The 12,738-nt window shown below is 70.4% G+C and carries 11 protein-coding genes; 9 read left to right on the forward strand and 2 right to left on the reverse strand.

The window, feature by feature from the left end; all coding sequences use genetic code 11:
* The first annotated feature begins 89 nt into the window (after positions 1-89).
* Positions 90-620, forward strand: a complete 531-nt coding sequence (locus ACWDR4_RS44340; RefSeq protein ID WP_235476233.1) for a YbjN domain-containing protein — start codon at positions 90-92, stop codon at positions 618-620.
* Positions 621-716: 96 nt separating this feature from the next.
* On the opposite strand, the gene ACWDR4_RS44345 is transcribed toward ACWDR4_RS44340, so the two are convergent.
* Positions 717-2,705: a hypothetical protein gene (locus tag ACWDR4_RS44345; RefSeq protein ID WP_450417147.1), complete on the reverse strand. Its 1,989-nt coding sequence runs from the start codon at positions 2,703-2,705 to the stop codon at positions 717-719.
* A gap of 185 nt (positions 2,706-2,890) precedes the next feature.
* On the reverse strand, positions 2,891-4,087 hold the full coding sequence (locus ACWDR4_RS44350; protein WP_450417148.1) for a pyridoxal phosphate-dependent aminotransferase: 1,197 nt from the start codon (positions 4,085-4,087) through the stop codon (positions 2,891-2,893).
* A gap of 129 nt (positions 4,088-4,216) precedes the next feature.
* Between ACWDR4_RS44350 and ACWDR4_RS44355 the strand changes: the two genes are divergently transcribed.
* The 8 genes from ACWDR4_RS44355 to ACWDR4_RS44390 all read left to right on the forward strand — a co-directional run bounded on the left by ACWDR4_RS44355 (position 4,217) and on the right by ACWDR4_RS44390 (position 12,619).
* A complete protein-coding gene (locus tag ACWDR4_RS44355) occupies positions 4,217-4,477 on the forward strand; it encodes a hypothetical protein (RefSeq protein WP_450417150.1) in 261 nt (86 codons plus the stop codon).
* Between the two features lie 464 nt (positions 4,478-4,941).
* A complete protein-coding gene (locus tag ACWDR4_RS44360) occupies positions 4,942-5,460 on the forward strand; it encodes a DUF2617 family protein (RefSeq protein WP_235476231.1) in 519 nt (172 codons plus the stop codon).
* A 165-nt stretch (positions 5,461-5,625) separates the two neighbouring features.
* Positions 5,626-7,287, forward strand: a complete 1,662-nt coding sequence (locus ACWDR4_RS44365; protein ID WP_450417152.1) for a polyamine aminopropyltransferase — start codon at positions 5,626-5,628, stop codon at positions 7,285-7,287.
* 126 nt (positions 7,288-7,413) lie between these two features.
* The gene (locus ACWDR4_RS44370; RefSeq protein ID WP_450417153.1) at positions 7,414-8,241 is read left to right on the forward strand and encodes a carbon monoxide dehydrogenase subunit G; all 828 of its coding nucleotides are present in this window, start codon (positions 7,414-7,416) and stop codon (positions 8,239-8,241) included.
* 241 nt (positions 8,242-8,482) lie between these two features.
* Complete coding sequence (locus ACWDR4_RS44375; protein WP_450417154.1) at positions 8,483-9,271, forward strand: aldose epimerase family protein; 789 nt, start codon at positions 8,483-8,485, stop codon at positions 9,269-9,271.
* A gap of 20 nt (positions 9,272-9,291) precedes the next feature.
* Positions 9,292-9,852, forward strand: coding sequence for an orotate phosphoribosyltransferase (gene pyrE / locus ACWDR4_RS44380; protein ID WP_450417155.1), 561 nt, complete (start codon positions 9,292-9,294; stop codon positions 9,850-9,852).
* 178 nt (positions 9,853-10,030) lie between these two features.
* On the forward strand, positions 10,031-11,062 hold the full coding sequence (gene fbaA, locus ACWDR4_RS44385) for a class II fructose-bisphosphate aldolase (protein WP_450417156.1): 1,032 nt from the start codon (positions 10,031-10,033) through the stop codon (positions 11,060-11,062).
* A gap of 81 nt (positions 11,063-11,143) precedes the next feature.
* Positions 11,144-12,619, forward strand: coding sequence for an MFS transporter (locus ACWDR4_RS44390; protein ID WP_450417158.1), 1,476 nt, complete (start codon positions 11,144-11,146; stop codon positions 12,617-12,619).
* The last annotated feature ends 119 nt before the right edge of the window (positions 12,620-12,738 follow it).

A 12,738-nucleotide genomic window follows, 5' to 3' on the forward strand; every position in this document is an offset into this window, starting at 1 on the left:
AACCATCGGTGAACCGGCGGGGGCGGGGGTTGCCACCCCCCGCCCCGCATGGGAGAGGATGGCGGAATCCGTACGAAGGGAAATTCACGGTGACCATCGACCCGTCCTCGATTCCGAACTTCGGGGGCCAGCCCGAGCCGCAGCCGCAAGGTCCGGCGGGCCCCGTCGTCCCGGATCAGGACCTTGTGAAGCAGCTCCTCGAACAGATGGAGCTGAAGTACGTCGTCGACGACGAGGGTGACCTCGCGGCGCCGTGGGAGCAGTTCCGTACGTACTTCATGTTCCGTGGTGAGGGTGACCAGCAGGTCTTCTCGGTGCGGACGTTCTACGACCGGCCCCACCAGATCGAGGAGAAGCCCCTGCTTCTTGAGTCGATCGACGACTGGAACCGGCGGACCCTGTGGCCCAAGGTGTACAGCCACACCCACGACGACGGCACCGTGCGCCTGATCGGCGAGGCGCAGATGCTGATCGGGACGGGGGTCAGCCTGGAGCACTTCGTGTCGTCGACGGTGAGCTGGGTGCGGGCCGCGATCGAGTTCGACAAGTGGCTTGTCGAGCAGCTCGGCCTTGAGCAGGAGATCGACGAGGCGGAGAAGCCCGAGGACGACGAAGAGTAGTCGTTCCTGTACAGCCTGTACGCGTGTACGCGGAGGAGCCCGGCCGGGAGGCCGGGCTCTCGCCGTTTCCGGGCGGTGCGTCCACCCTCGTGCGGATCAGCTGACCTTGACCGTCCAGGACGAGGAGTACGTGGTCGCCAGACCGGCGGTGGCCGGGCGGTGGACCCGGAGCGTCCACGTCCCCGCGCGCGAGAAGGTGATCTTCGTGGTGGCGCTGCCGCTGGTGGTGAGGGTGGCCCTGGTGAGGGTCACCCACGTGCCGTCCTTCTGGCGGGCCTGGAACAGCAGTCCGGTCCCCTGGACGTAGGGGGAGCTGCGTGCCGTGTAGGACACGGGCTTGCCGTGGACCGCGGTGGTGGCCGGCTTGCTGACCGTGAGTACGGCCCTGACGAGCGAGGTCAGGGTCTGGCTGGTCGAGGACGTCCACGCCAGGTTCTTCGCCGCGGTGACGGCACGCCAGACGCCGTTGTACTTGGCGGTCGTGGTGTAGGAGGCCTTGCCGGTGCTGTCCGCGGTGACGGTCGCCTGGGTCTTCCAGGCGGTGGTTCCCGTCCGCTTGTACTGGAAGGCGACCTTGGCGCCGGCCGCGGGCTTGGCGCCGGTCTGGGTCACGGTGGCCTTGAAGGTCGCCTTGCTGCCGTAGGTGCTGGTGGCCGGGCCGGTCAGCCGGGTCGTCGTGGCGGCCACGACGCGGACCGGCCAGCTGCTGACGGTGGTGTCGCCGTACTGGGAGACGATGGTCAGCGTGACGTCGTGCACCCCGATGGTCGTGGCCTTCCAGGTGCCGGAGGGCCGCGCGGGATAGCTGCCGGTGGCGAACGTCGTGCCGTCGACGTCGAGTGTCCAGTGCTCGGCCCGGCTGACGCCGTCGGCGGCGGATGTCGTGGCGGCGAACTTCCGGCTGCTGCCCGCTACGACGAAGTCCTGGAAGCCGTCCGTCCAGGTCGGCGTGACCTCGGACACCACCCTGACCGGCAGGTCCACCCGGCCGTGGGCGCCGCGGTTGTCGACCGTGTCGAACGTCAGCGTGTGGGCGCCGTAGGGGAGTTGGCCGAGGTCGGCGACGAAACCGTTGGTGTTGCCCTCGTAGGTGTAGGCGCCGACCGGCGTCGTCGCCTGTGCCTTGCCGTCGAGCGACACGGTGGTGCTGACCGGGTAGGCGTAGATGAGGTTGGACGGGAACGTCTTGTTGAGCGCCGACGGGTAGGCGTACTTCACGTTCACCGGCGTCTCGCCCGGGTGGATGACGGTGTCGAGCTTCGGCGTGATGGTGAAGCCGTGGTCGACCAGGGTGTCGGCCCGGACCGGGGAACCCGCGCGGCCGTCCTGGTCGTAGGCCACGACGTAGACGCCTCCCGCGTACAGGCCGGCCGGGACCGTGCTCGTGTCCAGTGCGGTGGTCCACGTCGCGCCGCTTTCCGGGGCGGTCAGGTCGACGGGGGCGGGCCAGGTTCCGACGGTGCTGAAGTACCGTACGCGCGAGACGCCGTTGTCGCCGGTCGCGGTGGCTCGCAGCGACAACTCGCCGTCCGCGGACAGGCCCACGGGCTTGTGGTTCGTCCAGGCCTCCTCGCCGGGCAGATCGGGCAGGGTGACGACCGGCCGCTTGTTGTCGACGGTGACGGCGGCGTTGGCCATGACGATCCGCGGGCGCGGGCTGGACACCTCGACGTGGACGGTGTTCTCGCCGTCGTTGACCAGCGGCGCGGCCACCCCGTTCGTGGCGCCGCCGAACTGCTGAGTGGCGGCGGTGTCCAGGGTCGCGTGCAGGGTGCAGGAGGGCAGGCAGTCCCCCGGGTTCAGACCGAAGGTCTGCTTGACCGTGCCGGTGCCCTGGTACACACCGCTGCCGGTGATGCTGACCACGGCCACGGTCGGCTCGTCGTCCGGGTCCGCGTGCACCGTGAAGGTGACATCCGTCGTGCCGGTGACCGTCTGCCCGGCGCTGATCGTGCCGTCGCCTCCGGCGTCCGAGGAAATGCCGTCGAACGTGATCACGGCACCGGTGTCATCCGCGACAGCGGCCGGCGCGGGCACGACGGCGCACAGCACGACGGCACTCGCGGCAACGGCGAGCGATCTCACAGATCGGGATATGGCAGATCGGGATATGGCAGATCGGGATATACCCACGTCTCTCCTCCTGAGCCTGCTCCCTGGCTCGGCGGAGATGGGGAGTGGGTGGCCGCTGCGGCCGCAGTGTGAAGATCTTGGATGGACCCCGATTGCGTGTCAAGAATCTCACCACTTGTCCCAAGGGGTGGTAAGGGCTACCGGTGCGCGAACGCTTTGCGGAGCCTTTCCGTCGCGTCCGTCAGTACCTCGGTCCGCTTGCAGAAGGCGAACCGTACGAAGGGGGCGCCCTCCTCGCGGTGGTCGTAGAAGACCGCGTTCGGGATCGCCACCACTCCTGCCCGTTCCGGCAACGCTCGGCAGAAGGCGAAGCCGTCTGTTTCGCCCAGGGGGCGGATGTCCGTCGTGATGAAGTACGTGCCCGCGGGGGTGAAGACCTCGAAGCCCGCCTCCCTCAGGCCCGCCGACAGCAGGTCCCGCTTGACCCTCATGTCCTCGCGGAACTCCGAGAAGTAGGTGTCCGGGAGGCTCAGTGCCTCCGCCACCGCGTACTGGAACGGGCCCGACGCCACGTACGTCAGGAACTGCTTCGCCGAGCGGACCGCCGTGACCAGGTCCGGGGTCGATGTGACCCAGCCCACTTTCCATCCGGTGAACGAAAACGTCTTCCCGGCGCTCCCGATAGAGACCGTTCGTTCGCGCATGCCCGGGAAGGAGGCCAGCGGGAGATGTCCGGCGTCGTCGAAGACCAGGTGTTCGTACACCTCGTCGGTGACCACCAGCAGGTCGCGCTCCACGGCGAGCTGTGCGATCGCGGTCAGTTCCTCGCGGGTCAGGACCGTGCCGGTCGGGTTGTGCGGGGTGTTGATCAGGAGGAGGCGGGTGCGGGGTGTCACCGCCGCGCGCAGCTCGTCCAGGTCCAGGCGGAACGAGCCCTCGTGGGGGCGCAGTGTGACCGGTACCCGCGCGGCGCCCGCCATCGCGATGCACGCCGCGTAGGAGTCGTAGTAGGGCTCCAGGGCGATGACCTCGTCGCCGGGCTCCAGCAGGGCCAGCAGGGTCGCCGCGATGGCCTCCGTCGCGCCCGCCGTCACCAGGACCTCGCGGTCTGGGTCGTACGGCAACCCGTACCGGCGCTCCTGGTGTGCCGCGATCGCCGTGCGCAGCTCGGGGACGCCCGGACCCGGCGGGTACTGGTTGCCGCGGCCGTCGCGCAGCGCCCGTACGGCCGCCTCGCGGATCTCCTCCGGACCGTCGGTGTCCGGGAAACCCTGGCCCAGGTTGATCGAGCCGGTCGCGACGGCGAGCGCCGACATCTCGGCGAAGATCGTCGTCCCGAACTCGGCGAGCCGGCGATTGAGGAAGGGGCGTGCGCTGCTGGTCATGGTCGTCATCCTGCGCCGAAGCTCTGGACTTCCTCAACTCTGCTTTGGCAGGTGAGACAGGCGGGCATCCCCACGTCACGCAAGACGGCGAGGCGCCCACGGGGGGCCGCCTCGGGGGAACGAAAGGTGGGTGACGTCATGGCCGTGGCCATCATCGCCCTTGTCATCCTGGCGAGCTTCTTCATCATCGTGACCGTGACGGTCAGGGCCGCCCGGCTGCGCCGGCGACCGCGCAGGAACAGCTGGTGGGCCGGGGGAGCGGCCGGCTCCAGCGGCTCCGGGAGCAGCGGTACGTCGTGCGGCGCGGGTTCCTCCTGCGGAGGAAGCTCGTCCTGTGGCGGTGGGTCGTCCTGCGGGGGAGGCGGGGGAGGCGGGGGCGGATGCGGCGGAGGCAGCTGACACGGGGCAGCTGAGCTTCGACAAGGGGGAACCGCATCCGGACCGCGGGAGAGCGCCCGCCGGGAGGACGTACTCATACGTCGTCCCGGCGGGCGCTCGTACGTCCGTGAGTCACCCCGACGTACACCCCGCTCGCGGGGGTCCTTCGCACGCTCGGGCGTACGCCGCGGTTGAACAGTTGAGCTGTGGAGCCCTCTGAGGGATGGAAACCCCACGAAGTTGGGTAAAAACGCTGTGACGGCGCCACCGTTCATGATTCCCTCTAAATCACCAACACGGCCCCTCGGACGTCCCTGGCCCCTGGACGTTCCTCATGACTGGGCTGATCTCCCGGTGTCGACCCGTGTCGACCGGAGCGCGCCGGACACACACCTCGTTCACACACACCTTGCTCGTCCACACCTTGCTCATCCGCATCTCCCTGTTCGTCCACACCTCCCTTTGCGTGCTAGCGGAGCCGATCCATGCTCACGACCCTGAACACCGCATACACCGACACGCGCGCGGCCGACCTCGCCTGGACCCTGGGCCGGGAACCGCTGCCCGCCCTCGCCACCCTCGACCTCGAACTCGCGGACGCGAAGCTCCAGTTGAGACTCCTCGGCGCCTCCCACCAGGTGCTCCTGGAGGAGGAGCAGGGCATCTGTTCGGAGACGGTCGCGTGCATCCCGGGTTCCAGCACCCCCCTCCCGCTCGGCGTGGCCAAGCGGGTCGGCGACTGGGAGTACGAGTTCGCGGCGCGGGTGGAAGTCCTGTCGCCGGGGTCGTTCGCGGGCCGCGCCCAGGAGCTGCTGGCCCTGGTCGCCGACCACCCGAACGGCCTGGCCGGTGTCTTCCCCGGCAGCCCGCACGCCTTCACCGCGATGCTGGCCCAGCGCCACGAGGGGCAGGTGCACTGGCGGACCTGGCACGCCTATCCGCAGGACGGGCAGCTGGTGGCCACCAGAACGCGGGTGGGAGTGCGGGTCACGGCGGCTCTCTGACCATCCCTGCGGCCATCATGGTGGATCGCGGTGGCCACCCCTCCGACCGCTCTTCCGGCCGCCTCTCCGGCCACTCCGGGGCTTCACAGCAACATCCTCCGCGTAAACAGAAACCACACGTGTGGGTGACGAAGCGTACCGAGGGTGTGACGTAGCGTTCCCAGCGTGATCGAACCGCACGTGCCGGCCCCGCCGGGCAGCCCCCCGCCCTGGGGTGCTCCCGCGCGGCTGCCCGTCCGGCCCGGCACCGGCCGGTTCCTGGTCCTCGCCTGCGCCTTCGTCTGTGCGGCCTGCGGACTGGTGTACGAACTGGAACTCGTCGCGCTCGCCTCGTATCTGATCGGCGACTCGGTCACCCAGGCGTCCGTCGTGCTCTCCGTGATGGTGTTCGCGATGGGCATCGGCTCGCTCGCCGCGAAGCGCCTGCGCTGCCGGGCCGCCGCCGGCTTCGGCGCGGTCGAGGCGGCGCTCGCGCTGGTCGGCGGCTGTAGCGCGATGGCCCTGTACGCGGTGTTCGCGTGGACCGGCGACTGGGGCGGCCTGTGGGCACACGCCCCCCGAGCGCTGCTGGTGACCTTCTCCCTGGCCATCGGGCTGCTGATCGGCGCCGAGGTGCCCCTGCTGATGGAGCTGATCCAGCGCATCCGCCGCCAGGACGCGGGCGGCGCGGTCGCCGACCTGTTCGCCGCCGACTACGTGGGCGCACTGGTCGGGGGGCTGGCCTTCCCGTTCCTGCTCCTTCCCTGGCTCGGGCAGCTCACCGGCGCGCTGCTCACCGGCACCGTCAACGCGTTGGTCGGCGGCGCCCTCGTCCTCGGCCTGTTCCGGCGGGACCTGACCCGGCGCGGACGCTGGCTGCTGGTGGTGGCCAACGTGACCGTGATCGGACTCCTGGCCGCCGCGGCCGTACTCGTCGACGACTTCGAACGGGCCGCCCGGCAGGCGGTGTACGGCAACGACGTACGCGTGGCGCTGCGGACCGACGTACAGGAGGTGGTCCTCACCGGTGGTACGGACGGCCGTCCGCTGGATCTGTTCCTGGACGGGCGGCTGCGGGTCAGCGGGCGCGACGAGCGGCGCTACCACGAGGCGCTCGTCCATCCCGCGATGAACGGGCCGCACGCGCGCGTGCTCGTCCTGGGCGGCGGCGACGGACTGGCGACGCGGGAAGTGCTTCGCTATCCGGGCGTACGGCGGGTGGACGTCGTCGAACTCGACGCGGGGGTGGTGCGGCTGGCGCGCACGGATCCGGCGCTGGCCGCCCTGAACGCGCACGCGTTCGACGATCCGCGCGTCCACGTGACCACGGCGGACGCCTTCCGGCTGCTGCGGGGTGCGCGGGCCGCGTACGACGTGGTCGTCTCGGATCTGCCCGATCCGGGGATCACGGCCAGTACGAAGCTGTACTCGCAGGAGTTCTACGGTCTGGCGCGCCAGGTGCTGACCGACGGGGGCCGGCTGGTCGTGCACGGCGGGCCGGTCTCCTCCCGGCCGCGCGTGTTCTGGACCGTCGAGGCGACCCTCCGGGCGGCCGGGCTGCGCACGGTGCCGTACCGGGTGGGCGGCCGGGACGCCGGCTTCGCGGCGGGGCCGGACCGTACGGCGTCGGGGGCGGCGCGGGCGCCGCAGGACTGGGGGTTCGTGCTGGCCACGGCTGGGGGGTCGGCGCCGCTGCTACGGGTGGGCGGGGGCGATGGGGCGGGTGGGGGTGTCGGGCCTCGGTTGTGGACGCTCACCCAGGCGGGGCTGGAGGCGGATGCTCGGGCGGCGGCGCGGATGCGGGTGGTGGGGTTGCGGGCTTCGACGTTGGTGCATCCCCGGTACTGACCGTGGTGTGACGGTGGCGCGACGGTGGTGTCGGGTGCGGGGAGTGGGGCCGCGTGGGTGTGGATCCCGGGGGAATCCCCGGATGCGCGGGTGCGGGTCCGGTCGTGCTGGGTACCCTCGGCTGTCATGGAGCATGAGGTGTTCGTTCCGGTTCCGGCCGAGCGGCTGAGGGACGTGCTCGCCGACCCCGCGCGTATCGCCCGGGCGGTCCCGGGACTCCAGCAGGACGCGGGCAGCGAGCCTGGCGTCTCCGGGGTCGCGGGGCGGCTGAAGGTGCGTGTCGGGGGGCACACGATCACGTATCGCGGGTCCTTGCGGGTCGCTGTCGCGGACTCGGGGGAGGACGACGCGTACGTGGTGGAGGGTGACGCCGTCGAGGTGCGTGGCGGGGGGGCCGTGAAGCTCGCGCTCACCTTGCGGGTGCGGGGTGTTGAGGGCGGGGGTGAGGGCGAGGGTGGTTCGGCGTTGGTGTTCGGGGGGACGGTGACGGCGGACGGGCGGATCAGTGAGCTTCCGGGGGATGCTGTTGCCGCGGCGGGGGTGCGGTTGGTGCGGCGGTTCGGGGAGAACCTGGGGGAGGTCGCGGGGGAGGAGGTTGTGGGGGAGGCCGAGGAGTCTGCGGCTGCGGTACCTCCGGTGGTGGACGTCCAGGTTTCCGATGCCGATCTTCCTGGTGAGCCTGATGAGCCTGGTGTGATCGATGAAGGGGAGCAGGTTTCTGAGCGGTTCATGGATGTCGGTGAACCGCCGGCGGAGGCTGCTCATGCTCGGCGGACGATGATCGGGCGTAGTGCGGAGGAGGTCGATCATGCGCCGCCTCGGGGGCGGTATGCGCCTGTGCCGCCGCCGGAGCAGGTGGCTGGGAGTGTGACGTTGCGGTGGGCTGCGCCGGCTGCGGTGTTGGTGGTGGCGTCGGTGATTGTGGCGGGGCGGGTGTTGAGGAAGCGGCGCTGATCGGTGGGGTGTGTTTTCGCCCCCGCCGCCCTTACCCGTCCCATCCCTGGGGGCTGCGCCCCCAGACCCCCCTTTCGGCCTGAACGGCCTCGTCCTCAAACGCCGGACGGGCTGAAAGATCTAGCCCGTCCGGCGTTTTAGCGCGATACGGGGGTTCGGGGGCGGAGCCCCCGAGGATGGGAACGGGTAGGGGCGGCGGGGGCGAGGAAGTGGGTTGGGGTCGGGCCGGTAGGGTCGGTGTGTGCGTAGTGATGACTTCACGTTGGCCGCGGGTGACGCGGAGGTGACCCTGCAGCCGGGGAACGGCGGGCGGGTCGGCGGGCTGCGGGTCGGCGGCGTCGAACTGCTGCGGCAGGGCGAGCGGTTCGGGTGCTTTCCGATGGTTCCGTGGTGCGGGCGCACCCGGGACGGCCGGTTCCTCGACGGCGGCACCGTGCGGCAGCTGCCGCTCAACTCCCCACCGCACGCCATCCACGGCACCGTCCGCGACGGCGCCTGGCGCGTCGCCCGCAAGACCGCCGACGAGGCCGTCATCACGTACGACCTCGTGGAGCCCTGGCCCTACGCCGGGCGCGTCTCGCAGGTCGTCGCGCTGGCCCCGGACAGCCTGACCCTCACCATGTCCGTGGAGACGTACGCCGATTCCTTCCCCGCGCAGATCGGCTGGCACCCCTGGTTCAACCGGAACCTCGGGGGTGAGGACGTGCGCGTCGACTTCGCCCCCGCCTGGCAGGAGGAGCGCGGGGACGATCACCTGCCCACCGGGGAGCGGATCGATCCGAAGCCCGGGCCCTGGGACGACTGCTTCGGTATGCCCGGCGGCGTCGACGTCACCCTCACCTGGCCGCAGCGGCTGGAGCTGAAGGTGACCAGCCCCGAGGAATGGGTCGTCGTGTACGACGAGCAGGACGCCGCCGTGTGTGTGGAGCCGCAGACCGGGCCGCCCAACGGGCTCAACACGCTGCCGCGGCTCGTCACGCCCATCGAGCCGCTGGAAGCCTCCATGACCTGGACCTGGCGCGCCCTCTGAGCCCGTCTAGGCTGACGGGCATGAGTGACGTAGACGTACGCGGCGCGCTGCTGCGGCAGATCAAGGACAAGGCCGTCGTGCACGGCAAGGTGACCCTGTCTTCGGGGCTTGAGGCCGACTACTACATCGACCTGCGCCTGGTCACCCTCGACGGCGAGGCCGCGCCGCTGGTCGGGCAGGTGCTGCTCGATCTGGCGGCGGAGGCGGGGCTCGAGTTCGACGCCGTGGGTGGGCTGACCATGGGGGCCGATCCGGTCGGGACGGCCATGCTGCACGCTGCCGCCGCTCGCGGAAAGCGCCTCGACTCGTTCGTCGTGCGGAAGGCCGCCAAGGCGCACGGTATGCAGAAGCGGGTGGAGGGGCCCTCCATCGCCGGGCGGCGGGTTCTCGTCGTCGAGGACACGTCCACGACCGGTGACTCGCCGCTCACCGCCGTGGCCGCCGTGCGCGAGGCCGGCGCCGAGGTGGTGGGCGTGGCGACCATCGTCGACCGGGCGACCGGCGCCGCCGAGAAGATCGCGGACGGGGCCGGGGTCCCGTACCTCTTCGCGTACTCGAAGAGCGACCTCGGGCTGGACTGACCACCGGACTGACCAGGTGACTGGCCACCGGGCTCAGTACCGGGCGAAACGTCTGGAAAGATGAGGGCGACGATGACGTCGCTTCCCAGGTCTCGCAGCCAGGTCTAGGTCAGGGCCGTAGGTACGCAGTACGCCAGATCTCCAGATCGCCAACCCGCACATCACGAGGAGCGGACACATGCCCATCGCAACCCCTGAGGTCTACAGCGAGATGCTCGACCGGGCCAAGGCGGCCAGGTTCGCCTACCCGGCCATCAACGTGACCTCGACCCAGACCCTGCACGCTGCGCTGCGCGGCTTCGCGGAGGCGGAGAGCGACGGCATCATCCAGATCTCGACGGGTGGTGCGGAGTTCCTCGGCGGCCAGTACAGCAAGGACATGGTCACCGGTGCCGTCGCCCTGGCCGAGTTCGCGCACATCGTCGCCGAGAAGTACCCGGTCACCGTCGCCCTGCACACGGACCACTGCCCCAAGGACAAGCTCGACGGGTATGTGCGACCGCTGATCGCCGTGTCCGAGGAGCGGGTGAAGGCCGGGCGCAACCCGCTCTTCCAGTCCCACATGTGGGACGGCTCCGCCGAGACCCTCGCCGACAACCTCTCCATCGCGCAGGAGCTGCTGGCCCGCGCCGTCGCCGCGAAGATCATCCTTGAGGTCGAGATCACGCCGACCGGTGGCGAGGAGGACGGGGTCTCCCACGAGATCAACGACTCCCTCTACACCACCGTCGACGACGCCGTGCGTACGGTCGAGGCGCTCGGGCTGGGCGAGAAGGGGCGCTACCTGCTCGCCGCCTCCTTCGGCAACGTCCACGGCGTCTACAAGCCGGGCAACGTCGTGCTCCGCCCCGACCTGCTCAAGGAGCTGAACGACGGCGTCGCCGCCAAGTACGGCAAGCCGGCCGGCGCCCAGCCGTTCGACTTCGTCTTCCACGGCGGCTCCGGCTCCTCCGAGGAGGAGATCGCCACCGCGCTGGAGAACGGCGTGGTGAAGATGAACCTCGACACGGACACGCAGTACGCCTTCACGCGTCCCGTCGCCGACCACATGTTCCGCAACTACGACGGCGTCCTCAAGGTCGACGGCGAGGTCGGTTCGAAGAGCACCTACGACCCGCGTACGTGGGGCAAGCTGGCCGAGAAGGGCATGGCCGCGCGTGTCGTCGAGGCCACGCAGAACCTGCGGTCGGCCGGAACGAAGATCAAGTAGTCCCCAAGGGTCCCTGGACCCTTTCGCGAGCCCGGCTTCCGTCCACTGTCGACGGCGCCGGGCTCGCTGTATACCTGGGGCATGTCCGACGTGCGGATCGCCTCACCCCAGGGCAAGTGGATCCTGCTGACCACCGTCCTCGGTTCCAGCATGGCCCTGCTCGACTCGACCGTCGTGAACGTCGCGCTGCCGCGCATCGGCCGCGATCTCGACGCCGATCTGGCCGCCCTCCAGTGGACGGTCAACGCGTACATGCTGACGCTGGCCGGGCTGATCCTGCTGGGCGGTTCGCTCGGCGACCGCTACGGCCGGCGGAAGATCTTCGTGATCGGCGTGGTGTGGTTCGCGGCGGCTTCGTTGCTCTGCGGGATCGCTCCGAACACGGGTGTGCTGGTGGCCGCCCGCGCCTTGCAGGGCATCGGCGGCGCTCTTCTGGTGCCCGGCTCCCTCGCCCTCATCCAAGCCTCCTTCCACCCCGACGACCGGGGGCGGGCGGTCGGGCTGTGGTCCGGGTTCGGGGGCATCGGCGCGGCCGTGGGGCCCTTCCTGGGCGGCTGGCTCGTGGACGGTCCGGGGTGGCGGTGGGTGTTCCTGCTCAACGTCCCGCTGGCGCTGCTGTGCGCCCCCATCGCCGTACGGCATGTCCCCGAGTCCGGTGACGGGCGTACGCGGCACGGGCGCTTCGATGTGGCGGGTGCGGCTCTGGGGGCCATTGCCCTCGCCCTGGTGACGTACGCGCTGATCGAGGCCAGGTCCGGTTCGGTGACGGTTGTCGTCTCTGCGGTGGTGGGTGTGGTGGCAGGGGTGGCCTTCGTGTACGTCGAGCGGCGGCGGGCCGGGGACGCGATGATGCCGCTCGACATCTTCGCCTCACGCCAGTTCACGGCCGTGAACCTGGTGACCCTGTGCGTCTATGCGGCTTTTGGTGGTTTCTTCTTTCTCTCTGCCCTTCAGCTCCAGGTGGTGGCCGGTTACTCCGCCCTGGGCGCCGGTACGGCGTTGCTGCCGACCACCGTCCTGATGCTGCTGCTGTCGGCCCGATCGGGCGAGCTGTCGGAGCGGATCGGGCCGCGCGTTCCGCTGACTGTCGGGCCGTTGCTGTGTGCGGCGGGGATGCTGCTGATGTTGCGGGTGGGCGCCGGGGCGTCGTACGTCGCTGATGTGCTGCCCGCTGTGCTGGTGCTCGGGGTGGGCATGGTGACGCTGGTCGCGCCGCTCACGGCGAGTGTGCTGGCGTCGGTGGATGTCGCCCGGGCGGGGCTGGCCAGTGGTGTCAACAATGCTGCGGCGCGGGCGGCGGGGTTGGTGGCGGTGGCTGCGTTGCCGCTGGTGACGGGGATGGGGGCGGAGGCGTATCGGTCGGGGGTGGTGTTCGACGAGGCGTTCGGGCGGGCGATGGTGGTGTGTGCGGGGGTGTTGGTGGTGGGGGCTGTGGTGGCGTTCCTGACGGTGCGGAGGCCGGTGCCGGGGTGCCAGCGACCGGAGTGCCGTACGCATGGCTCCGTAACGGCTCCGCCGTTGGAGGGGGTGGGTACGGAGGAGGGTGCCGGCCTTTGAATTCGCCCCCGCCGCCCCTACCCGTCCCATCCCTGGGGGCTGCGCCCCCAGACCCCCCTACGGCCCTGAACGGGCCTTGTCCTCAAACGCCGGACGGGCTGACATCCCAGCCCGTCCGG

The organism is Streptomyces sp. NPDC000878 (genome assembly GCF_053599695.1).